The organism is Vandammella animalimorsus (assembly GCF_002285285.1).
Lineage (GTDB): Bacteria > Pseudomonadota > Gammaproteobacteria > Burkholderiales > Burkholderiaceae_C > Lampropedia > Lampropedia animalimorsus.
Genome location: NZ_NSJF01000001.1, coordinates 70,875 through 93,915, shown reverse-complemented (window position 1 = coordinate 93,915; position 23,041 = coordinate 70,875). Strand labels below are relative to the sequence as shown.

Sequence of the window (23,041 nt, the reverse complement as noted above, 5' to 3'; positions counted from 1 at the left end):
CATGACCTTGCCCCGCCTCAGCCCCGGCCACCGCTACACCATGCCCATGCCCGTGGGCTCTGCCGACGCACTGCTGCTGTGCCAGCTGGCCGCGCGCGAAAAGGCCCAGGGCCGGCGCACGGCCGTCATCACTGCCGATGCGCGCGATGCGCTGCGCCTGCTGCGCGAGATGGCGTTCTTCGATCCCTCGCTGGCGCTGGTGCTGTTCCCGGACTGGGAGACCCTGCCCTACGACAGCTTCTCGCCGCACCAGGATCTCATCAGCGAGCGCCTGGCCACGCTGTGGAGCATCCAGCAGGGCCAGGCCGATGTGCTGCTGATCCCGGCCACCACGGCGCTGTACCGGCTGGCGCCGCCGTCCTTCCTGGCTGGCTACACCTTCCAGTTCCAGACCGGCCAGCGCCTGGATGAGGCCAGGCTCAAGGCCCAGCTGACCATGGCCGGCTACCAGCATGTGGGCCAGGTCGTGGGGCCGGGCGAGTACGCCGTGCGCGGCAGTCTGATTGACCTGTTCCCCAATGGCGCGACCCTGCCCTACCGCATCGACCTGTTCGACGACGAGATTGACTCCATCCGCACCTTCGACCCCGAAAGCCAGCGCAGCCTGCAGCCGGTCGAAGCCATCCGCCTGCTGCCCGGACGCGAGTTCCCGATGGACGAGCCCGCGCGCCAACGCTTTCGCAGCCGCTGGCGCGAGCTGATGGAGGGCGACCCGACCAAGAGCCGCGTCTACAAGGACATGGGCAACGGCGTGGCCACGGCCGGCATCGAGTACTACCTGCCGCTGTTCTTCGAAGAGACCGCCACCGTGTTCGACTATCTGGGCGAGCACACCACGCTGGCGCTGCACGGCGCGCTGGACGATGCGCTGCAGGCCTTCTGGCAGGACACGCAAGAGCGCCACCGGCTGCTGGCTCTGGACGAGGAGCGTCCGGCGCTGCCGCCTGCGGCGCTGTTTCTCTCCAGCGAGCAATTCTTCTCGCTGTGCAAGCCGCTGGCGCAACTGGCGCTGCGCCCAGCGGCCGACCAGGCCAGCGAGGACAGCGCGCAGCGCCACCGCACGGACTTCAGCGCCCTGCCCGACATTGCTGCCGTGCGCGGCGCAGCCGACCCACTGATGCGCCTGCAGGCACACCTGCGGACCACGCCCCAGCGCGTGCTGGTGCTGGCCGAAAGCGCCGGGCGGCGCGAAAGCCTGGCGGACTTTCTGCGCGCCAGCCAGCTGCCGGCGCCGGCCTTCGACTCGCTGGGCGAATTCCAAGCCAGCGAGGAAAAAATCGGCATTGCCACCAGCGCGCTGCAGCGCGGCTTCGGCTGGGGTGAAGGCGGCATCGACTTCGTCACCGAGACCGAGCTGTTCAACGCCCCGCCCACCACGCGCCGCCGCAGACGCCACGAGCAGGCCAGCAGCGTCGAGCACATGGTGCGCGACCTGGCCGAGCTGAAAATCGGCGACCCCGTGGTCCATGCCCAGCACGGCATCGGTCGCTACCGCGGCCTGGTGAACATGGACATGGGCCAGAAAAACCCCGACGGCAGCGCTGCGCTGCAAGAGTTTCTGCACCTGGAATACGCCGGCCAGGCCGTGCTCTACGTGCCCGTGAGCCAGCTGCAGCAAATCAGCCGCTACAGCGGCGTAGCCGCCGACGAGGCGCCGCTGCACAAGCTCGGCTCCGGCCAGTGGGAAAAAGCCAAGCGCAAGGCTGCCGAGCAGGTGCGCGACACCGCCGCCGAGCTGCTCAACATCTACGCGCGCCGCGCCGCGCGCGAAGGCCACGCCTTCCGCCTCGACGCGGCCGAGTACGCCACTTTTGCCAAGGATTTTGGCTTTGAGGAAACGCCCGACCAGAAGGCCGCCATCGACGCCGTGATCGGCGACATGCTCAGCCCTCGGCCCATGGATCGCCTGGTCTGCGGCGACGTGGGCTTTGGCAAGACCGAGGTCGCGCTGCGCGCAGCCTTCGTGGCCGTGCTCGGCGGCAAGCAGGTGGCCTTTCTGGCCCCCACCACGCTGCTGGCCGAGCAGCACTACCAGACGCTGGCCGACCGCTTTGCCAAATGGCCCGTCAAGGTGGCGGAGATGAGCCGCTTTCGCACCACGCGCGAAATCAACGCCGCCGCCAAGGGGCTGGCCGATGGCTCGGTGGACATCGTCGTGGGCACGCACAAGCTGCTGTCCTCCTCCATCGACTTCAAAAACCTGGGCCTGCTCATCATCGACGAGGAGCATCGCTTTGGCGTGCGCCACAAGGAGGCCATGAAGGCGCTGCGCGCCGAGGTGGACGTGCTGACGCTGACGGCCACGCCCATCCCGCGCACCCTGGGCATGGCGCTGGAGGGGCTGCGCGAGCTCTCGGTCATCGCCACAGCGCCGCAAAAGCGCCTGGCCATCAAGACCTTCGTGCGCAGCGAAAGCCAGGGCGTGATCCGCGAGGCCGTGCTGCGCGAGCTCAAGCGCGGCGGGCAGGTGTACTTCCTGCACAACGAGGTCGAAACCATCGAGAACCGCCGCGAGCGCCTGCAGGAGCTGCTGCCCGAGGCGCGCATCGCCGTGGCCCACGGCCAAATGCCCGAGCGCGAGCTCGAGCGCGTCATGCGCGACTTCGTCGCCCAGCGCCACAACCTGCTGCTGTGCTCGACCATCATCGAAACCGGCATCGACGTGCCCACGGCCAACACCATCGTCATCAGCCGCGCCGACAAGTTCGGCCTGGCCCAGCTGCACCAGCTGCGCGGCCGCGTGGGCCGCAGCCACCACCAGGCCTATGCCTACCTGATGGTGCCCGACGTACAAAGCCTGACCCGCCAGGCCCAGCAACGCCTGGACGCCATCCAGGACATGGAGGAGCTGGGCAGCGGCTTTTACCTGGCCATGCACGACCTGGAAATCCGTGGCGCTGGCGAAGTGCTGGGCGAAAACCAAAGCGGCAACATCCTGGAGATCGGCTTTCAGCTCTACAACGAGATGCTGGCTGACGCCGTCAAAGCACTCAAGAGCGGCAAGGAGCCCGACTTGCTGGCCCCCATGCAGGCGGCCACCGAGATCAACCTGCACGTGCCCGCGCTGCTGCCCAACGATTATTGTGGCGACGTGCATCTGCGCCTGTCGTTCTACAAGCGCCTGGCCACCGCCGGCAGCCTGGAAGCCGTGGACGGCCTGCTCGAAGAAATCGTCGATCGTTTCGGCAAGCCGCCCGAGCAGGTGCAGGCGCTGATCGACACGCACCGCCTGCGCATCCTCTGCGAGCCCTACGGCGTGCAGAAAGTCGATGCCTCGCCCGCGGCCATCGTCATCAGCTTCCGCCCCAACCCGCCGGTGCAGCCGCTGCGCATCATCGAGCTGATCCAGAAAAACCGCCACATCAAGCTGGCCGGCAACGACCGGCTGCGCATCGAGCGCGAATTGCCCGCCCTCAAGGACCGCGTGCAAATGGTGCGCGACGTGCTGCGCAACCTGGGCGAGCCGCTGCCGCCTTCGCCTTCGCCTTCGCCATCAACCACTGCAGCCCAGACGGCAGCTTGAGCGTCCATCCCTCTTGGCGCTCGGCTCGGCGTTTGGCGTTTGGCCTTCAGAGCGCTTCGCTGCGGCGCTGCTGCACGCGCTGCATCAGCCGCTCATACACCAGCGGCGAGACCAGCGCCTGCACATCGCCGCCGAGCGTGGCGATCTCGCGCACATAGGTGCTGCTCACATGCTGGTATTGCTCGCCAGGGGCCATGAACAGGGTTTCCACATCCGGCATGAGCTTGCGGTTCATGCCCGCCAGCTGCACCTCGTAATCGAAGTCGGTCACGCCGCGCACGCCGCGCACCATCACCTGCGCGCCTTGTTCAACGACGAAGTCACGCATCAGCCCGGAGAAGCTGTGCACACTCAGCTGCGGCACATCGGCAAAGACACCTCTCACCATGTCCATGCGCTCCTGCAGCGTGAACAGGGTTTTCTTGTGGTGCCCGGCGGCCACGGCCACGATGAAACGATCGAACAGGCGCGCGGCGCGGCGGATCATCTCCTCATGGCCACGGGTGATGGGGTCAAAGGTACCGGGGAACACCGCCAGGATGGACGGGGGCTGGGACATGGGCGTTCTTTCCTTTCTGGGCAAGCAAAACGGGCGCGCCGTGCGCGCCTTCCCTTGATCACAAGGCCGTAGCTGCCTGGGCCGCCGGGCGGCGGCGATAGTGCACGAAGGCGTAGCGCACAGGCACGCCGCCGGGCTGCAGCGGCGCTTCGCGCCATTGGCGCGATTGCTCCTCGAAGGCGCTGCGCTCCCAGTCGGGAAAGCGCGTGTCGCCCTCAATGTCGGCGTCGATCTCGGTCAGGTACAAATCATCGGCCAGTGCCAGAGTCTGGGCATAGATTTGCGCGCCGCCGACGACGAACACCGTGGCGCGCTCTGGCTCGGCCTGGCCTGGCGCCGCGCCGCCCTGCCCAGATGCGCCAGGGCCCAGCTGCGGCAGCGGCAGGGCCAGCGCCTCCTGCACGCTGCCGGCCCAGAAAGCGCCCGCCGGCAAGGCCAGCGGCTGGTGGGCGATGACGATGTGCTCGCGCCCAGGCAGCAGGCCCGGCAGCGACTCCCAGGTGCGGCGCCCCATGATGATGCGCCGCCCCATGGTCTGGCGCTTGAAATGGCGCAGGTCTTCGGGCAGGTGCCAGGGCATGCCGCCATCGCGACCGATGGTGCCATTGGCCGCAACGGCGGCGATCAAGGCAATGCGGGGTTTCTGGGCAGTGGGGGACATGGCGTGGTGAGGGCAGTGGGCACACAAGCAAAAGATTGCCGCGGCAGGGCTTGGGCCTGAAATACAGCTGTCAGCTGAGCAGCGCGCAAGCATAACGGCATTTGCCAGCCAAGCAGCCCCAGCCGTGGCAGCGAAGCTGCAGCCAACTCTGCCGCCCATGGCAGCGCCTTTTTCAATCTTTCGCGTCAGCGTCTGCGCGGCAGAACTCCGCTACAGTGCGAGCCAATTTTCAGGGCCAGCGCGTGCCGCGCCGCCCATCTTCCAGCACTTTGCTTTGCCTATGTCCGACGCCCCTGCCCGCCGCACGCTGTCCCTGCCTGGCCAGCCCACCGCTGCAACGCCCAAGCGCAAGCCCACCCAGACCAACCGCCAGCCTGGCCCAGGCCGCCAAAGCGCCAACAAGCCACGCAGCGCCACAGCGCCTGCACCGCGCAAAGCGGCAGGCAACGTCTGGCGCGCTGCAGGCAGCGCGCCCGCCGCCGCCAATGCGCAGCGCCAGCCACGCCAGCCCGAACGCAATGCCCCCGCAGCGCGGCCCGATGCGCGCATGGCCAATGCAAAGCCGAATGCAAAAGCGCACCGCACTGCACACACCGGTGCACGGCCAGGCACACGCTCCGACGCCACGACACGCGCTGGCGCACGGCCCCAAGCCCGGCCGGCCCCCCGCCCAGACGCCCGCCCAAGCACACACGCCCGCACCAAGGCCAATGCCCAGCCCGGCGCGCGCCCTGACACCGCGCAACCATCCCGCTCCCGCCCCGCCCAAACCAGCGCCAGGCCCGCAACGCGCAAGGCCAGCCTCAAAAACAGCCCGACCACGCGCGCGCCCTCCACCAGCGCCCCAACTCAAGCTCAGCGGCGTCCTGCGCCCACCAGCCGCCCTGCAACTTCGCCAGCGCCGCAGCAGGCTGCAGCACCGGCCAACGCCGCCAACGCCGTCAACGGCACGCGCCTGAACAAATACCTGGCCGATGCGCAATGCTGCTCACGGCGTGAGGCCGATGCCTGGATCGAGCGCGGCTGGGTGCGCATCAATGGCCAGGTGGCGCACATGGGCCAGCGCGTGCAGCCTGGCGACCAAGTCGAGGTAGCGCCGGCCGCACGCCGCCACCAAGCGCAGCAACTCAGCATTGCGCTGCACAAGCCTGTGGGCTACGTCAGCGGCCAGGCCGAGGACGGGTATCTGCCCGCACTGAGCCTGATCACCGATGCCAACCATTGGGAGCAAGACCCGCAACACCACCAGCGCGCGCCACGCAGCCTCAAGGGCTTTGCCCCAGCCGGGCGGCTGGACATCGACTCCACCGGCTTGCTGATCCTGACCCAGGATGGCCGCCTGGCGCGGCACATCATTGGCGAGCACAGCACGGTGGACAAGGAATACCTGGTGCGGGTGCGCTGCATCGGCCCCGATGGGCAAGGCATCGACAGCAACGTACAGGCCCACGTGCCCGAAGCCGCACTGCAGCGGCTGCGCCACGGCCTGGAGCTCGACGGCGTGGCATTGCAGCCGGCCCAAGTCGAGTGGCAAAACCCCGAGCAACTGCGCTTCGTGCTGCGCGAAGGCAGGAAGCGCCAGATCCGGCGCATGTGCGAGCAAGTCGGCCTGCACGTCAGCGCCCTCAAACGCGTGCGCATTGGCCGGCTGACGCTGGGTCAGCTGCCCCCTGGGCAGTGGCGCTATCTGGGCCAGGACGAGTTGGTTTAGGGGTTGTTGAGATTGAGTATTGCGACGGTGTTTTCGGTCAAAACCCGCTTCGCAAACCCAATCTCCCCCAGAGCATGCGATGCGCTTTCTGCCCTCCCCCCGCAAGCGCGCAAAGCTCACCACACACTCTCAGCGTTGCCCGCCCGCCGCTCCAGTGCAACCCATTGCATCCCCATTGCACTGGCAAAGCCACAGGTGCGGGGGCCACAAGCCGTGGCGCAGCCAATTTCCGAGTTTTTCATGTGGTTTTAGGCTAACGCTTGCATTCTTAATAAAAATTATTATCATTAGCCTCATTGACAGCAAGACGAATGTTCTGCCGCTGCGATGGCACCGAACCTTGCCGGGCCGCCAAGCCCAATGCCTTGAACGGAACAATTTCCCATGACCTTAGCCGCCATGAAGCCCTCGAACGAATCCGCCAGCCAGGCCGCACGCCATGTGCCCGCCGCAGCGCTGGACAGCCTGGAACTGCTCAAGGGACAGAAATCCGTCGCCATTCAGCACAACGGCTCCATCTACCGCTTGCAGGCCACCAAATTGGGCAAGCTCATCTTGACCAAGTAAGACAAACTGCAGCCGACCGCCTTGCACTGGTCAGTGCGCTGCAACACTCTCAAGCACCAACCCAAACACCAACCGTTTCATCGTGGGGCGACCGAGAGTTCAACACTCAGGACTCGAACAGGTCGTTTTTGCCAGCCAAAGGCGCACATGTCTGTGCATCTGGTAGCCAGGCTTTTTTTGATGAAACCTTTGCCCTCGGCCCCTTGAACTTGAAGGGGGCGGGCGTCACCAATCATCGTGGGGCGACCAGGCTTTTTCAAAGCCATTCAGGTCGTTTTTGCCAGCCAAGCGCCCGGGCCCTGCTCGGCTCGCACTAGCCAGGCTTTTTTTCCACTCTCTGACTTCTCATCCCAGCTTTGTGCGGGCCTGCTGCAGACCGGCAGAGCGCGCCAACCCGCGCTGACTTTGCCCGCCGCGCAAAGGGGGCCTACAGAGGCGCTCACGCGTGTAGGTAATCCCACTTGCCGCCCAGCCAGCGCTGCATGTGGCGCTCGGCCAGTTGCGGGTGCTGCGCCAGCATCAGTGGCGCCAGTTGGCGCGCCCATTCGAGCAGGTGGCCATCGCTGTCCAAGTCAGCAAAGCGCAGCAGCGCCGCGCCGGATTGGCGTGCCCCCATGAATTCGCCCGGGCCGCGGATTTGCAGGTCGCGCCGTGCGATCTCGAAACCGTCATTGGTCTCGGCCATGGCGCGCAGGCGCTCCTTGGCGGTGTCGCTGAGCTGGCCGCTCTCGCCCGTCGCATACAGCAAGATACAGGCCGACTGTGTGCTGCCGCGCCCGACGCGACCGCGCAGCTGGTGCAGCTGCGACAGGCCGAAGCGCTCGGCATGTTCGACCACCATCAGCGAGGCATTGGGCACATCCACGCCAACTTCGATCACCGTCGTGGCCACCAACAGCGCGATCTCGCCAGCGGTAAAGCGCGCCATCACCGCTTGCTTGTCGGCCGCCGCCATGCGCGAGTGCAGCAGGCCCACGGCCACGCCCGGCATGGCCGCCTGCAAATCCTCATACGTGGCCGTGGCATTGGACAAGTCCAGCGCCTCGCTTTCCTCGATCAGCGGGCAAACCCAGTAGGCCTGCCGCCCCTGGGCCAGCTGGCGGGCCAGGCGCTCGATCAGCTCCTCGCGCCGCCCTTCGGCAATCAGCCGCGTCAGCACCGGGCTGCGCCCGGGCGGCAGCTCGTCGATGGTGGAGACGCTCAGATCGGCGTAGTACGTCATGGCCAGCGTGCGCGGGATGGGCGTGGCCGACATCATCAGCATGTGCGGCTCCAGCACGGGTTGCGCTTGGCCCGCCGGTGTCCCACGGGCCCCAGCGACCGCTGGGGCGGCGGCCAGATCGCCTGCCGGGATGCGGTTGCGCAACCTCAGGCTCAGGCGCTGCTGCACGCCAAAGCGGTGCTGCTCGTCGATCAGCACCAGCCCCAGTCGCTGAAAGCTCACATGCTCCTGCAGCACGGCATGCGTGCCCACCACCAATGCTGCCTGACCGCTGGCGATGGTCTGCAGCATGTGCTCGCGCTGTTTTTTCTTTTGCGTGCCCGCCAACCAGGCCACGCTCTGGCCGCGCGCGGCCAGCAGCGGCGTGAGCCAATCGGCCAGCTTGCGAAAGTGCTGCTCGGCCAGGATTTCCGTGGGCGCCACCAGCGCGCACTGCCAGCCGGCATCGATGCACACACAGGCCGCCAGCGCCGCCACTACCGTCTTGCCCGAGCCCACATCGCCCTGCAGCAGGCGGTGCATGGGGGTGCTGCGCGCCAAATCCTGCGCAATCTCCCGCACCACGCGCTGCTGCGCCGCCGTCAGCGCAAACGGGATTTGCGCCAGCAGCTGCTGCGCCAATGTGGCCTTGGTCTCGCCACCATCACCGCCCGGCGCAGGCCGCAGCGGCGGCGCCAGGCGCTGCGCCCGCGCCTGGCGAATGCGGCACTGCGAGAGCTGCTGCGCCAGCAACTCCTCAACCTTCAGGCGCTGCCAGGCCGGATGGCGTCGATCCTCCAATGTCTGCAAGGCCACGTCGGGCGAAGGATGATGCAGAAACTGCAGCGCCTGGCGCAGCGGCCACCACTGCCCGCCGGCCACCGGCGGCGGCCCCAGCGCGGCAAACACCTCTGCAGGCAAGGTTTCATCCAGCGTCATGCGGTGCAGCGCCGTGGCGATCATGCGGCGCAAATAGGCCTGCGGCAGCCCCTTGCCAACGGGGTAGACCGGCGTGAGCGCCTGCGGCAGCGGCGCGTCACTCTTGCGCAACTGGGGATGCACCATCTCGCGCCCCCAGAAACCGCCACGCATCTCGCCATGCACGCGCAGGCGCTTGCCCGGCGCCATGGCCTTGTGCTGCGAAGGGTAGAAATGCAAAAAGCGCAACTGGCAGCTGCCGCTGGCGTCCTCAATCGCCACCACCAGCTGGCGGCGCGGCTGCAGCTGCACCTCACAGGCCAGCACCGTGCCCTCGATCAGCACCGCCTGCCCTTGTCGGGCCTGGGCAATGGGCACGATGCGCGTCTCGTCCTCATAGCGCAGCGGCAGGTGCAGCACCAGATCCACATCACGCTGCAGGCCGAGTTTGTCCAGGGCTTTTCGGATGGCTGGTGTCATATCCCGTGCAACAAGAAAGGCTGCGAAAGCTCCGGACAGCCTCTGTTCCCCCCTTCGCTCGACGACTTCCCCCCAACGAAAAATGGGGCTACGCCAAAGACGTAGCCCCATTCAATAAGTGGTCGGAGCGGCGGGATTCGAACTCGCGACCCTCTGCTCCCAAAGCAGATGCGCTACCAGGCTGCGCTACGCTCCGACTAAAGCGCGCATTGTAATACGAAAATCTGCCCCGCTTGACCCGAGCGGGGCGGTTGACAACGCGCGGCCTGACGCTCCGACTGATTCCCTCAACAACCTGCTACACCCTGGTCCGTGCCCGTATACTGCCTTGCAGCCATGGCTGCCCTAGGGGTTGTTGAGATTGGGGTTGCGAACAGCTGTTCGAGGCAAAAGCCGCAGATGCAAGGCGAAAACGCGCGCAAGATTGCACACTTTGCACGCATTTTCAACGCAGCAGCTGCTCAGTTTTGACCGACAGCACCGCCGCAACACCGAATCGCACCCCCAATGCGCACTGCGAAGCGATTTTTTGCGTGCAGCACTGCGGTACGCCGCAGCCACAGACTGTTTGACTCACCATTCCAAGGAGCCACTTTTATGTACCAACACATCCTGATTCCCACCGACGGGGGCGAGCTGTCGCAAAAGGCCGTGGCGCACGGCTTTGATCTGGCCAAGCTCTGCGGTGCGCGGGTCACGATCCTGACTGTCACGCCCAGCTACCCCGTCACCTACATGGAAGGCAGCGTGGCTTCGAACCGCGAGTTCGCTGAAAGCAGCGAGCGCCAGTGGCGCGAAGATGCCAAGAAAGCCATGGAAAAGGTGCTGGAGCAAGGCAAGGCCATGGGCGTGCAAACCGATGTGCAGGTACTCAGCGGCGACAGCATCTCCGACCTGATCTTGCAGGCCACGCAGGAGCAGCATGCCGACCTGATCGTCATGGCCTCGCACGGCCGCAAGGGCATTGCCCGCCTGCTGCTGGGCAGTGAAACCCAGCACGTGCTCACTGGCGCCAAAGTGCCTGTTCTGGTGCTGCGCTAATGCATCCGGCCGCCTGCGGGCGGCTTGTTCGTTTGTGTTCCATGCCCATCTTGCCGATGGGCTTTTTTTGCGATGGTCAGTTCTACCTCCGAACCACCCCGGCAGGCGCCCGATACCGATTCCAGCTCCCTGCCCCCTGCTGGCGCAGCGCGCCCCCAGGCCTTGCGCGGCATCCGCGTCGTGGAGTTCAGTCACATGGTCATGGGCCCGGCCTGCGGCTTGGTACTGGCCGACCTGGGCGCGGAAGTCATCAAGGTCGAGCCCATCGAGGGCGATGGCACGCGCACGCTGCTGGGCGCAGGCGCTGGGTTTTTCCCGCTGTTCAACCGCAACAAGCACAGCATCGGCATCGACCTGAAAGACCCGGCCGGCCTGGAGATCGCGCTCAAGCTCTGCGCCACGGCCGATGTGGTGCTGCACAACTTCCGCCCCGGCGTGCTGCAGCGCCTGGGGCTGGACTATGCCAATCTGCGCCGCCTCAACCCGGGGCTGGTCTACGTCAATCTCAGCGGCTTTCTGCCTGGCCCTTATGAACACCGCACGGCGCTGGACGAAGTGGTGCAGATGATGGGCGGTCTGGCCTACATGACCGGCCGCCCCGGCGATCCGCTGCGCGCTGGCAGCAGCGTCAACGACATCATGGGCGGCATGTTCGGCGCCATCGGCGCGCTGGCCGCACTGCTGCAGCGCCAGCACACCGGCCAGGGGCAGGAGGTTGACGCCGCCCTGTTCGAGAACAACGTTTTTCTCGTCGGCCAGCACATGATGCAGTACGAGATCACCGGCCAGCCGGCCCGCCCCATGCCCGAGCGCACCTCGCCCTGGGCGGTGTACGACATCTTCACCGTCCAGGGCGGCGAGCAAATTTTTTTGTGCGCCGTCAGCGATGCCCACTGGCAAAGCCTGTGCACGGCCTTCGGCTGGCACGATTGGCTGGCCGATGCGCAGCTGGCCAGCAACAACGCGCGCGCCCGTGTGCGCCCCTGGCTGCTGCCGGCGCTGCGCGAGCGCCTGCAAGACCACAGCGCCGCCGACATCGCCGCGCGCTTCGAGGCCCACGCCCTGCCCTACGCACACATCGTGCGCCCCGAGCAGCTGCTGGACGACCCGCACCTGCAGGCCACGCAGGGGCTGGAGCCCATCACCCTGGTTGATGGCGAGCGCGCCGGCCAGCGCGCGCACGCTGCGCTACTGCCACTGCGCATGGACGGCCAACGCCTGCGCACCTACCAGAACCCGCCCCAATTGGGCGAGCACACGCAGGCCATCCTGCAATCGCTGGGCCTGGACGCAGCGCACATCGAACATCTGCGCGCGCAGCGCAGCGTGCGTTGAGAATCCCCGCCCATCCGCCATCCCCCGATGAAAAAAGCCGACATCCCGCTGTTCTTCGCCACCTTGCAGGCGGCCAACCCGCATCCGCAGACCGAGCTCGAATACGGCAGCCACTTCCAGCTGCTGGCGGCTGTGCTGCTCTCCGCCCAGGCCACCGATGCTGGCGTCAACAAAGCCACGCGCCGCCTGTTCCCCGTGGCCGGCACGCCCCAGGCCATGCTCGATCTGGGCCTAGCCGGGCTGGAAAAACACATCAAGACCATCGGCCTTTACCACAGCAAAGCCAAGAACCTGCTGGCCACCTGCGCCATCCTGGTAGAGCGCTATGGCGGCCAGATCCCGCGCACGCGCCAAGAGCTGGAGCAACTGCCGGGCGTAGGCCGCAAAACCGCCAACGTGGTGCTCAACGTGGCCTTTGGCGAACCCACCATGGCGGTGGACACGCACATCTTCCGCGTCAGCAACCGCACCGGGCTGGCGCCGGGCAAAAACCCGCTGGAAGTCGAGCAACGCCTGCTGCAGCGCGTGCCCCAGGAATACGCGCTGCATGCCCACCACTGGCTGATCCTGCTGGGCCGCTACGTCTGCCAAGCGCGCAAGCCGCGCTGCTGGGAGTGCCGCGTCAGCGCCTGGTGCGATTACCGCCCCAAAACCCCGCCGCCCGCCTAAGCACCAGCCCAAACACGCCACCAGCGCCCGCCTGCCATGCCCTCTACCTCGGACACCAACGCCCCGGCCGCCGAGCACGACGGCGGCGCCTTGCCGCAGTTGTTCAGCTTTCGCCGCTGCCCCTATGCCATCCGCGCGCGGCTGGCGCTGGCCGCCGCAGAGCAAGCCTACACGCCCATCGAAGTGGTGCTGCGCGACAAGCCCGCCGCGTTGCTGGCCGCTTCGCCCAAGGGCACGGTGCCGGTGCTGGTGCTGCCCAGCGGGCAGGTGATCGACGAGAGCCTGGACATCATGCTCTGGGCCTTGCAGCGCCACGATCCGCAAGCCTGGCTGCAGCCCACGCACGGCGGCCTGCAAGCCATGCTGGCCTTGGTGCACGATCTGGATCGCCACTTCAAGCCCTTGCTCGACCGCTGCAAATACCCGCAGCGTCACCCAGAGAACGCATTACAGGATTCGCGCCAACTGGCGCTGCAATGGCTGCAGCGCCTGGAGCTGGCGCTGGCATCGGGCCCTTGGCTGTTCGGTCAGCGGCTGGCCCTGGCCGATGCGGCCGTTTTCCCCTTCGTGCGCCAGTTCGCCGCCATCGACCCGCCCTGGTGGGACGCCCAGCCCCTGCCCCGGCTGCAGGCCTGGCGCCAACGCTGGCTCGCGCTGCCGCTGTTCGAGCAGGTCATGCGCAAGGGCGCCCAGCCCGGCGGTTGAGGGCTTCAACGCGGCGCGTCTGCGGGCGCCTCGCCCCGGACCAGGATGTGCTGCAACCAGCGACGCAGCTCGGCAGCCACTTCATGTGGGTGGGTGACCGGCCACAAATGGCTGCGGTGCGGCCTGGTGACGATCTGGGCCTGTGGCGCGGCAGCGGCAAAGCGCCGGGCGTGGATGTGCAGCTGATCCCAGCTGCCGCCCAGCAGCAGCACCGGGCAGGCCAGCTGGCGCAGTTGGTGTGCGCCGCAATGGCGCATGACCTCGCCCCAGGCCAGGCGGATTTGCTCAAAATCCCCACCGCGGGCGCACACTGCGGCCCAAGTGGGCGCGTGGGCCACACGGCCCAGCCACAGTGCGTCCAGGCGGGCCATGCCATCAGGCCCGGCAGCCTCCCACAGGCGCGCCACCTGCCGGTACATCCAAGCGCCTGCGCCGCGCGGCTCGGCCGCGCAGCCCATCAGTGCCAGGCCGGCCAGGCGCTGCGGGTGCTGTTGGGCATAGCACATGGCCACGTAGCCGCCCAGCGAGTGGCCGCCGAGCACCACGGGACGCGGGCCGGCCTGCGCAATCAGCTCGTCCAGTTGCTGCATAGCAAGCGCCAGCGAGAAGGTTTCGCCCGCGCGCAAGCCATGGCCGGGCAGATCCGGCGCCAGCAATTCGGCCACGCCCTGCAGCAACGGGCCATAGGCATGCCACTGAGCGCCGTTCAGGCGCGTGCCATGCAGCAGGACCAGCAGCGGCAAGTCCGCACCACCCGATGCGCGGACTTGCTCGACCGCAGACGCGGATTCAGCGCGCACCGCCAAAGCTGTGCTGGCGCCAGGCCTCAAACACCGTCACCGCCACGGCGTTGGACAAGTTCAGGCTGCGCTGGCCTTCGAGCATGGGCAGGCGCAGGCAGCGCTGGGGCGGGAAGCTCTCGCGCAGATAGGCCGGCAGGCCGCGCGTTTCGGTGCCAAACACCAGCCAGTCGCCAGGCTGGAAGCGCGTCTCGAACACGCCCTGGCTGCCCTGTGTGCTCAGCCCGAACATGCGGCGGGCATCGGGCTCTTGCGAGGCCAGAAAGTCGCCCCAGCTGGCGTGACGCCGCACTGTGGCGTACTCGTGGTAATCCAGCCCGGCGCGGCGCATGTGGCGGTCATCCATCGAAAAGCCCAAGGGCTCGATCAAGTGTAGGCGGCAGCCGGTGTTGGCCGCCAGGCGGATGACATTGCCGGTATTGGGGGGGATCTCCGGGTGGACGAGAACGATTTCAAACATGGTGCAAGCTCACTCTCTCAGAACCTGTTCAAAACAACGCCGGCCATTGTGCCAGCGCCACGCGCCCGTGGCGCGGCCAGCGGCCCACTCCAGGGCCTGTCATCAAAATCGCCACACCCTATCGCCGCACCTGCCGCGCATGAAAAAACGCCTGGTCTTCGCGCGAAGACCAGGCGTTTTTTCATGCGCGGCAGCTGGCTCAGCGCCCTGCCTTGCAAGCGGCGTTTTCCAGCAGTGGCACGGCGCCATCGTGGCTGTGCGTGAGCAGGCCACTTTGCGAATAAATGCCCAGCTTGGCGCGGGTGTCCACGATGTCCAGATTGCGCATGGTCAGCTGGCCGATGCGATCGGCCGGGCTGAAGGGCGCGTCCTCGACCTTTTCCATCGACAGGCGCTCGGGCGCGTAGGTCAGGTTGGGGCTTTCGGTGTTGAGGATGGAGTAGTCGTTGCCACGGCGCAGCTCCAGCGTGACCTCGCCGGTGACGGCGCGCGCCACCCAGCGCTCGGCGGTTTCGCGCAGCATGATGGCCTGCGGATCGAACCAGCGGCCCTGGTAGAGCAGGCGGCCCAGGCGCAGGCCGTTGATGCGGTATTGCTCGATGGTGTCCTCGTTGTGGATGCCGGTGACCAGGCGCTCGTAGGCGATGTGCAGCAGCGCCATGCCGGGGGCCTCGTAGATGCCGCGGCTCTTGGCTTCGATGATGCGGTTTTCGATCTGGTCGCTCATGCCCAGGCCGTGGCGGCCGCCGATGCGGTTGGCTTCAAGCATCAGCTCCACGCTGTTCTCGAAGGTCTTGCCGTTCAGCGCCACGGGCACTCCTTCCTCGAAGCGAATGCTGACTTCTTCGGCCTTGACCTCCACCTCCGGGCGCCAGAAGGCCACGCCCATGATGGGCTGCACAATGCGGATGCCGGTGTTGAGGAACTCCAGATCCTTGGCCTCGTGCGTGGCGCCCAGCAGGTTGGAGTCGGTGCTGTAGGCCTTCTCGGTGGACATCTTGTAGTCGAAGCCGTTGGCGATGAGGAACTCGCTCATCTCCTTGCGCCCGCCCAGCTCGTCGATGAAGCTCTGGTCCAGCCAGGGCTTGTAGATCTTCAGGCGCGGGTTGGTCAGCAGGCCGTAGCGGTAAAAGCGCTCGATGTCGTTGCCCTTGAAGGTCGAGCCATCGCCCCAGATGTTGACGTCGTCTTCCTGCATCGCGGCCACCAGCATGGTGCCGGTAACGGCGCGGCCCAGCGGCGTGGTGTTGAAGTAGGTGATGCCGCCGGTGCTGATGTGAAAGGCCCCGGTCTGGATGGCGGCGATGCCTTCGTGCACGAGCTGCTTGCGGCAGTCGATCAGGCGCGCCTTCTCGGCGCCATAAGCCATGGCCTTCTTGGGGATGGCCTCATAGTCGGCCTCATCGGGCTGGCCCAGGTTGGCGGTATAGGCGTAAGGGTGGGCGCCTTTTTGCTTCATCCACAGCAGCGCCGCGCTGGTGTCGAGGCCGCCGGAAAACGCAATGCCGACCTTCTGGCCGACGGGAATGGATTGCAAGATGGTGTTGGACATGGGCTGTGCAGCAAGATCGGCCAGAGGACCGAAAAAAATGGCCAAGAAGGCCGGACACGGCCGTAAAAAAAGCCCGCTGCCGCTGGCTCGGGCCTTTGATGATTGGCGGAAGAGGTGGGATTCGAACCCACGGATGGTCGCCCATCGCCGGTTTTCAAGACCGGTGCATTCAACCGCTCTGCCACTCTTCCAGCAAGTTTCCCAAGGGGCGCAGTCTGCCGTGAAGCGGCATATTCTAAAGGCGAATTGCCTCACGCCAAGGCCCGGCGGGCGCAGTCTTGGCCGGTGGGATAATCGCGCGCCATGTCCATCATCATCAAATCGGAAGCGGACTTTCCCGGTCTGCGCCAGGCCTGCCGCCTGGCATCGGAAGTGCTCGACTTCATCACCCCTCATGTGCAGCCTGGCATCACCACGCGCGAGATTGACCGGCTGGCCGCCGAATGCATGGCGCGCCAGGGCACGCGCTCGGCCACGCTGGGCTACCAGCCTTCGGCCGATTACCCGCCCTATCCGGGCTCGGTCTGCACCTCGCCCAACAACGTGGTCTGCCACGGCATCCCCAACGACAAGCCGCTGAAAAAGGGCGACATCCTGAACGTGGATGTGACCGTCATCACGGCCGATGGCTGGTATGGCGACAACAGCCGCATGTTCGAGGTCGGCGAGGTTTCGATCGCCGCGCGGCGGCTGTGCCGCCTGACCTTTGAGGCCATGTGGCTGGGCATCTTGCAGGTCAAGCCCGGCAACCGCCTGGGCGACGTGGGCCATGCAATCCAAAAGTTTGCGGAGGGGCATGGCCTGTCGGTGGTGCGCGAGTACTGCGGCCACGGCATTGGCCGCAATTTCCATGAAGATCCGCAGGTGCTGCACTACGGTCGCCCTGGCACCATGGAGTTGTTGGAGCCGGGCATGGTGTTCACCATCGAGCCCATGCTCAACCTGGGCAGGCGCGAAGTGAAGGCATTTGGCAACGATGGCTGGACCATCGTCACCAAGGATCGCAGCCTGACCGCGCAGTGGGAGCACCAGGTGCTGGTCACGCCCACGGGCTATGAGGTGCTGACGCTGTCTGCGGGCTCGCCGCCGCCGCCGGATTTCGTCAAGGCCACCAAGACCTGAGGGCCAGTCCCACCATGCCCGACGAGCCCTCTACCGCAGCGCCGGCCACGCCAGCCCAACTGGCCCAGTGGCGCGCGCGCCATCAGCAATGCAAGCAGGCCATCGTGGCTGAGCTGCTTCGCCCGGGCCGGCCGGGGCGGCACATCCAGACGCTGCTGCACCAGCTCAGCGACGCCACCGATGCGTTGCTGCTGCAGCTGTGGCAGCACTGCGCGCTGCCTGCGGGTTTTGCCCTGCTGGCTGTGGGCGGTTATGGGCGCCGAAGCCTGTTTCCAGCTTCTGACATTGACTTGCTGCTGTTGACCCCCGAAGGTCTGGAGCCCGAGAGCGACGCCCGGCTGCAAAACGCCATCGAGCAATTCGTCAGCAACTGCTGGGATGCCGGCTTGGAGATTGCCTTCAGCGTACGCAGCGGCAGCCAGGCCATGGCCGATGCCCAGCAGGACTTGAGTCTGCAGACGGCCTTGCTCGAAGCGCGCCTGCTCGCGGGCGATGCGGCGCAGTTCGGGCAGTTCCAGCAACGCTTTGCCCAGGGGCTGGATGCATTGGCATTTTTGCGCGCCAAGCTGCTGGAGATGCGCCAGCGCCATGCCCGCCATGCCAACACGCCCTACGCGCTGGAGCCCAATTGCAAGGAGTCGCCCGGCGGCTTGCGCGATTTGCACCTCATCCTGTGGGTGGCGCGCGCCGCTGGCCTGGGCAGCAGCTGGCAGGAGCTGGCCGCCAACGGCATCGCCACGGCCATCGAGGCGCGCGCCCTGCGCGCGCGCGAGGCAGAGCTCAGCCTGATTCGCGCGCGGCTGCATGCCGTCTCGGGCCGGCACGAAGACCGGCTGCTGTTCGACCTGCAGCACAGCCTGGCCCCGCTGTTTGGCTACCGCTCCGAAGCCGGGCCGGGCCAGCGCCTGCCCATGCGCGCCAGCGAACAGCTCATGCGCCAGTACTACTGGTGCGCCAAGGCCGTCACCCAGCTCAATCAGATCCTGCTGCTGAACATCGAGGAGCGCCTCAACCCCAGCGCGCACCAGTTGCGCCCGATCAATGAGCGCTTTTTCGACAAGGGCGGCATGATCGAAGTGGCCAGCGACGACCTGTACGAGCGCGAGCCACACGCCATTCTTGAAACCTTTTTGCTCTACCAAACCCAGGTGGGGCTCAAGGACCTCTCGGCGCGCACGTTGCGCGCGCTGTACAACTCGCGCCACGTGATGGATGCCGCGTTCCGGCGCGACAGCGTCAACCGCGCGCTGTTCATGCGCATCATCGAGCAGCCCGAAGGCATTACCCATGCGCTGCGGCTGATGAACCGCACCTCGGTGCTGGGGCGCTACCTGTGGGCCTTTCGCCGCATCGTCGGGCAAATGCAGCACGACCTGTTTCACGTTTACACCGTGGACCAGCACACGCTGATGGTGGTGCGCAACATGCGGCGCTTTTTCATGGCCGAGCATGCGCACGAGTACCCGTACTGCTCCAGCCTGGCTGCCGGCTGGGACAAGCCCTGGCTGCTGTATTTGGCAGCGCTGCTGCACGACATTGGCAAGGGCCGCGGCGGCGACCACTCGGAAATCGGCGCACGCATCGCGCGGCGCTTTTGCCGCCAACATGGCATTGCCCGCGCCGATGCGGACTTGATTGTCTTTCTCGTGCAGCAGCACCTGATCATGAGCCAGGTGGCGCAAAAACAGGATTTGAGCGATCCGGACGTGATCGCCGCCTTCGCCCAGCGCGTGGGCAACGAGCGCCGTCTGACCGCGCTGTACCTGCTGACCGTGGCCGACATCCGTGGCACCAGCCCCAAGGTCTGGAACGCCTGGAAGGGCAAGCTGCTCGAAGACCTGTACCGCGCCACGGCGCGCCTGCTGGGCGGCAACCGGCCCGACCCGCTCGCCGAAACCGAGCGCCGCAAGGACGAGGCCCGCACCTTGCTTGTGGGCCAGGGCAGCGCCGCCGACGCGCCCACGCCGGCGCAGCTCGACGCCTTCTGGCAGCGCCTGGACTTTGGCTACTTCATCCGCCACAGCGCCGATGAGCTGGCCTGGCACGCGCGCCACCTGGCCAGCGCCGCCAGCCCACAAGCGGAGCAAGTGCCTCAAGCGCCACAAGTGCTGGCGCGCCAATCGACCCTTGGCGAAGGCCTGCAAGTGACCATCTACGCGCCCGATCAAAGCGATTTGTTCGCCCGCATCGCCAGTTACTTCGACCAGGCCGAGTACGAAATCCTCGATGCGCGCATCCACACCACGCGCGATGGCTATGCGCTGGACAGCTTCCAGATCGAACTGGCCCAGGCGCAGGCCGAAGAGCCGGGCAGCGCCCCGGCGCACGCGCAGCATGTGGAGCGAGCCCTGGCGCAGTACCTGCAGCGCGCCACCGCCCTGCCCCCGCCGCGTGCGCGGCGCGCATCGCGGCGCGCGCGCCACTTCCCGGTCAACACCCGCATCCGGCTGGAGCCCGATGACAAGGCCGAGAACTGGTTGCTGTCCATCTCCGCCGCCGATCGCCCCGGCCTGCTCTACGGCATCGCCTGGACGCTGGCGCAAATGCAGCTCGAAATCCTGCTGGCCAAGATCAGCACCCTGGGCGAGCGCGCCGAGGACAGCTTCCTCATCCGCGGCCAGGCTTTGCGCGATCCACGGCTGCAGCAAGAGCTGGAGCGCGCGCTGATGGCGCAATGCCAGCTCGGCTGAGGACGGCGCCCCTGCCGCTGCCCTCCGTCTCTTGGCAGGCCGCGCAGCGGCCATCAGCGCAGCAGCAACTGCACGAACGCCTGCGCCTGCGCCTGCAGCTGCGCGCGGTCGCGCTGGATGCGCTCCATCACCGCCAATCCGCGGGTGAACGTCAGCACGGCCTGGGCCGTGGCCTGCGGCGACAGGCGCAACTGCCCGCGCAGCTCTGAGCTGTCCAGCCGCTGGGCCAGCAGCTCCTGAAGGCCCAGCAGAAACTGCTGCAGGCGCTGGCGGATGGGGCCATCTGCCATCTGCAGCTCCATGGCTGTGCGCGTGGTCAGGCAACCATGCGCCGGCCGGCCACACATGTTGGACAGCGCCACGTCAAAAAAACCCTGCAGCACCGCCGCGGCACTGCCCGCGTCATCCGCCGCGCCTGCACGCCAAGCCGTTTGCAGTTTTTTCTCGAAACGCTGTGCGTACAGGTCAAAGGCGCGCAAAAACAGCGCCTGCTTGCTGCCAAAGGCGTGATAGAGCGAGCCGCGCTGCACTTGGCTGGCCTGCGCCAAGTCCTGCATGGAGCTGCCCTGCCAGCCCTTTGCGCGAAACACCTCCAGCATCCGGGGCACGATGGCCGCCTCATCAAATTGTCGTACGCCGCTCAAGCAACTTCCTTTCTTGACACACTCGTCAAAATTGACAACACTGTCAAACATCAAACCCAATCGGCCGCGCAAGGCAAGGCCCGGCCCATCGTATCAAGACAAGGCCGCTGCAGCGGCGAAAGGCCCTGATGATGCAAACCAATGAATGCGCCGCACAGATCCAGCAGCACGCCAGTGCTGCAGGGCGCGATGGGCAAGCTGGCAAGCAGCCAAAGGCCGCAGAGGCACACAGTGCGGCAATGCCTGCCGAGCAACCCAGGCGCTTCTGGCTGGGCGTGGCCTGTGGCATTGGCTCGGCGCTGATCTGGGGCGCCTTCCCGGTGATGACGCGCCTGGGCGTAGCCTATGCGCCGCTGGATGCGCTGGACATCGTGTTCATCCGCTACTTCTTCTCTGGCCTGCTGCTGGCGCCCTTCCTGCTGCGCAAGGGCCTGGGCGGCATCCCCTGGTGGGGCCTGGCGCTGATGGTGCTGGGCATTGGCGCACCCTACATGCTGGTGGTGGCGCAGGGGCTGCGCCAGGCGCCGGTGGAGCAGTTTGCCGCCATCGTGCCGGCCAGCATGATCGTGTTCTCGCTGGCCATTTCCATGCTGCTGCTGCGCACCCGGCTGCGCCGCAACGAATGGCTGGGCATTGCGCTGATCGTTGTCGGTATGGCCGTCGTGGCGCTGCACAGCATGCGCACAGCGGGCCTGGGCGCGGCGCAGGCCTACGGCCTGTTCCTGCTGGGCGGCCTGCTGTGGGCCGTGTACACCGTCACCGCCAAGGCGCTGTGCCGCTCGGCCTTTCATGCCACGGCCATCGTCTCGGTGCTGTCCATGTTGGTATTTGCGCCGCTGTACCTGCACACCAAAGGCCTGGCCCTGATGGCACAGCCACTGCAGCTGCTGCTGCCGCACATCGTCTACCAAGGCTTTTTTGTTTCCATCCTGGCCCTTTATTTGTACAGCCAGGCGGTGCTGCTGCTGGGCCCTGCCGTAGGCAGCCTGTTTGCCGCGCTGGTGCCCGGCCTGGCCACAGTGATTGCCGCCCTGTTCCTGCATGAACAACCGGCGCTGGCCACCATTGCAGGCCTGCTGCTGGTGACGCTGGGCATGGGCGTGGCCCTGTTCAGGGCCCGGCCTGCGCCGGCGCGTTGATGCAGCGGCTCACTGCAAGCGCGCAGCGGCAGTGCGCTCCTCCTCTTCGAACACCTGCACGTCGTCGGCCAGCAAGATGGCCAACGGCCGCGTGCCCGGGAATGCGGCCAGGATGATGGCCAGCATGGCCGTCAACGGGATGGCCAGGATGGCGCCGGCAATGCCCCACAGGCTGGACCACAGCGACAAGGCCACCAACACGACCACGGGCGAGAGATTGACCTGGCGGCCAATGGTGCGCGGCTCCAGCACATTGCCCACGTACAGCTGCGCCACCGTCAGCAAAGTGGCCACTGTGAGCGTGGTCTGCAATGAGCCAAATTGCGCCAGTGTCAGCAGCACGGGAAAACAAACACCCAGGAACGAGCCCACATAGGGGATGTAGTTCAGCAAAGCGATGATCAGCGCCCAGAACAGCGCAAAGTCCACGCCGAACCACCACATCACAGCAAAGGACAGGCCGCCGAGCACGACATTGATCAAGGTCTTGGTGGCCAGGTAGTTGCCAATGCGGCTATTGACTTCGCGGATGATTTGCTGCGTCTGCTGTGCGCCGGCGCCGGACATGGCCACGGCCAGCTTGTGCGCGAAGCGGCCGCGCTCGCCCAATAAAAAGGCCATGTAGATGATCACCAGCAGAGTCAGGCTCAGCAAGGTGCCTACCGAGCCCAGGGCGCGACCCAACAGAGCCTGCAGGTTGAGCTTGTCCACCGTGGCGCTGCGGATGCTGCGCCAACTGGCCTCTTGATCGAGCTCCAGCGCCGTGGTGACCCGCGTGAAGATCTGCTCCAGATTGGCCTGATAGCGCGGCGCGGCGGCCAGCACGCTTTCGGCCGTGCCCACGATGATGTTGATCAGTGTCACAACCAGCGCCACAAAGCCCAGCAGCACCAGCGTGCGCCGCGCCCAGGCGGGCCAGCGCCGCAGCCCTGGCAAGCGCCCCAGCCAATCGGCCGCCGTCACCAGGATATAGACGGCGATCAAGGCCACCAGGATGGGCGTCAGCACGCCCTGCCCCAGATGCAGCAGCCAACCAATCATGATGGTCAACAAAACCGCATAAACCAAGGTTTGCAAAGGTCGCGCATGCGCAGAAGATGTCATGGTGCATTCCACAGTGATTGGTCATTTCAAATGCCGGCGCAGCATACGCGCTTTTGCGCAATGGACGCATCGCAACGCAGCCGGGGCGCGACAGGGCTTGAGCGGGTTTTGCCGCAGAATGCGAGCTGCCCCAAGGCTCGGCAACTTTTGTTGCAGCCCA

Annotated in this window: 18 protein-coding genes and 2 tRNA genes; 10 read left to right on the top strand and 10 right to left on the bottom strand. The window is 66.4% G+C overall.

All coding sequences use genetic code 11. The features are described 5' to 3' along the window. Nucleotide 1: 1 nt before the first annotated feature. Nucleotides 2–3,523 (top strand): transcription-repair coupling factor, encoded by a 3,522-nt coding sequence (gene mfd / locus CK620_RS00385; protein ID WP_095548659.1) that lies wholly within the window; start codon nt 2–4, stop codon nt 3,521–3,523. A 46-nt stretch (nt 3,524–3,569) separates the two neighbouring features. Here the strand turns inward: mfd and coaD are convergent, their stop codons facing one another. Both coaD and CK620_RS00375 read right to left on the bottom strand, forming a co-directional pair. Continuing rightward, nucleotides 3,570–4,082, bottom strand: coding sequence for a pantetheine-phosphate adenylyltransferase (gene coaD / locus CK620_RS00380; protein ID WP_095542756.1), 513 nt, complete (start codon nt 4,080–4,082; stop codon nt 3,570–3,572). A 58-nt stretch (nt 4,083–4,140) separates the two neighbouring features. Further along, nucleotides 4,141–4,743 (bottom strand): dihydrofolate reductase, encoded by a 603-nt coding sequence (locus CK620_RS00375; RefSeq protein WP_095548658.1) that lies wholly within the window; start codon nt 4,741–4,743, stop codon nt 4,141–4,143. 280 nt (nt 4,744–5,023) lie between these two features. On the opposite strand from CK620_RS00375, the gene CK620_RS14370 reads away from it, so the two are divergent. Both CK620_RS14370 and hemP read left to right on the top strand, forming a co-directional pair. Further along, nucleotides 5,024–6,454, top strand: a complete 1,431-nt coding sequence (locus CK620_RS14370; protein ID WP_275250683.1) for a pseudouridine synthase — start codon at nt 5,024–5,026, stop codon at nt 6,452–6,454. Between the two features lie 399 nt (nt 6,455–6,853). Then, complete coding sequence (hemP, locus tag CK620_RS00365; protein ID WP_238944989.1) at nt 6,854–7,021, top strand: hemin uptake protein HemP; 168 nt, start codon at nt 6,854–6,856, stop codon at nt 7,019–7,021. Nucleotides 7,022–7,460: 439 nt separating this feature from the next. On the opposite strand, the gene recG is transcribed toward hemP, so the two are convergent. After that, nucleotides 7,461–9,620: an ATP-dependent DNA helicase RecG gene (recG, locus tag CK620_RS00360; protein WP_095548656.1), complete on the bottom strand. Its 2,160-nt coding sequence runs from the start codon at nt 9,618–9,620 to the stop codon at nt 7,461–7,463. Nucleotides 9,621–9,739: 119 nt separating this feature from the next. Continuing rightward, nucleotides 9,740–9,816, bottom strand: a tRNA-Pro gene (locus CK620_RS00355). A gap of 401 nt (nt 9,817–10,217) precedes the next feature. On the opposite strand from CK620_RS00355, the gene CK620_RS00350 reads away from it, so the two are divergent. The 4 genes from CK620_RS00350 to CK620_RS00335 all read left to right on the top strand — a co-directional run bounded on the left by CK620_RS00350 (nt 10,218) and on the right by CK620_RS00335 (nt 13,370). Next, nucleotides 10,218–10,661 (top strand): universal stress protein, encoded by a 444-nt coding sequence (locus CK620_RS00350; protein WP_095540574.1) that lies wholly within the window; start codon nt 10,218–10,220, stop codon nt 10,659–10,661. Nucleotides 10,662–10,733: 72 nt separating this feature from the next. Next, entirely contained in the window at nt 10,734–11,996 is a 1,263-nt protein-coding gene (locus tag CK620_RS00345) for a CaiB/BaiF CoA transferase family protein (RefSeq protein WP_095548655.1), read from the top strand. 27 nt (nt 11,997–12,023) lie between these two features. Next, nucleotides 12,024–12,665, top strand: coding sequence for an endonuclease III (nth, locus tag CK620_RS00340; RefSeq protein WP_095548654.1), 642 nt, complete (start codon nt 12,024–12,026; stop codon nt 12,663–12,665). Between the two features lie 36 nt (nt 12,666–12,701). Continuing rightward, a complete protein-coding gene (locus CK620_RS00335) occupies nt 12,702–13,370 on the top strand; it encodes a glutathione S-transferase (RefSeq protein WP_095548653.1) in 669 nt (222 codons plus the stop codon). 5 nt (nt 13,371–13,375) lie between these two features. Here the strand turns inward: CK620_RS00335 and CK620_RS00330 are convergent, their stop codons facing one another. The 4 genes from CK620_RS00330 to CK620_RS00315 all read right to left on the bottom strand — a co-directional run bounded on the left by CK620_RS00330 (nt 13,376) and on the right by CK620_RS00315 (nt 16,373). After that, nucleotides 13,376–14,170, bottom strand: a complete 795-nt coding sequence (locus tag CK620_RS00330) for an alpha/beta fold hydrolase (RefSeq protein ID WP_179290525.1) — start codon at nt 14,168–14,170, stop codon at nt 13,376–13,378. After that, complete coding sequence (trmL, locus tag CK620_RS00325; protein ID WP_095548651.1) at nt 14,160–14,630, bottom strand: tRNA (uridine(34)/cytosine(34)/5-carboxymethylaminomethyluridine(34)-2'-O)-methyltransferase TrmL; 471 nt, start codon at nt 14,628–14,630, stop codon at nt 14,160–14,162. The genes CK620_RS00330 and trmL overlap by 11 nt, the downstream gene beginning before the upstream one ends. Nucleotides 14,631–14,829: 199 nt before the next feature. Then, complete coding sequence (gene argG / locus CK620_RS00320) at nt 14,830–16,182, bottom strand: argininosuccinate synthase (protein ID WP_095549052.1); 1,353 nt, start codon at nt 16,180–16,182, stop codon at nt 14,830–14,832. Between the two features lie 103 nt (nt 16,183–16,285). Further along, a tRNA-Ser gene (locus CK620_RS00315) sits at nt 16,286–16,373 on the bottom strand. Nucleotides 16,374–16,485: 112 nt separating this feature from the next. On the opposite strand from CK620_RS00315, the gene map reads away from it, so the two are divergent. Together map and CK620_RS00305 are read left to right on the top strand one after the other, a co-directional pair. Next, complete coding sequence (map, locus tag CK620_RS00310) at nt 16,486–17,304, top strand: type I methionyl aminopeptidase (protein WP_095548650.1); 819 nt, start codon at nt 16,486–16,488, stop codon at nt 17,302–17,304. A gap of 14 nt (nt 17,305–17,318) precedes the next feature. Next, nucleotides 17,319–19,994, top strand: coding sequence for a [protein-PII] uridylyltransferase (locus CK620_RS00305; RefSeq protein WP_095548649.1), 2,676 nt, complete (start codon nt 17,319–17,321; stop codon nt 19,992–19,994). A 53-nt stretch (nt 19,995–20,047) separates the two neighbouring features. Here the strand turns inward: CK620_RS00305 and CK620_RS00300 are convergent, their stop codons facing one another. After that, on the bottom strand, nt 20,048–20,638 hold the full coding sequence (locus CK620_RS00300) for a TetR/AcrR family transcriptional regulator (protein ID WP_095548648.1): 591 nt from the start codon (nt 20,636–20,638) through the stop codon (nt 20,048–20,050). Between the two features lie 239 nt (nt 20,639–20,877). Here CK620_RS00300 and CK620_RS00295 point away from each other — a divergent pair, with 239 nt between their 5' ends. Further along, complete coding sequence (locus tag CK620_RS00295; protein ID WP_179290524.1) at nt 20,878–21,777, top strand: DMT family transporter; 900 nt, start codon at nt 20,878–20,880, stop codon at nt 21,775–21,777. Between the two features lie 9 nt (nt 21,778–21,786). Here CK620_RS00295 and CK620_RS00290 read toward each other — a convergent pair whose 3' ends face one another. Then, nucleotides 21,787–22,881: an AI-2E family transporter gene (locus tag CK620_RS00290; protein WP_095548646.1), complete on the bottom strand. Its 1,095-nt coding sequence runs from the start codon at nt 22,879–22,881 to the stop codon at nt 21,787–21,789. Between the last annotated feature and the right edge of the window lie 160 nt (nt 22,882–23,041).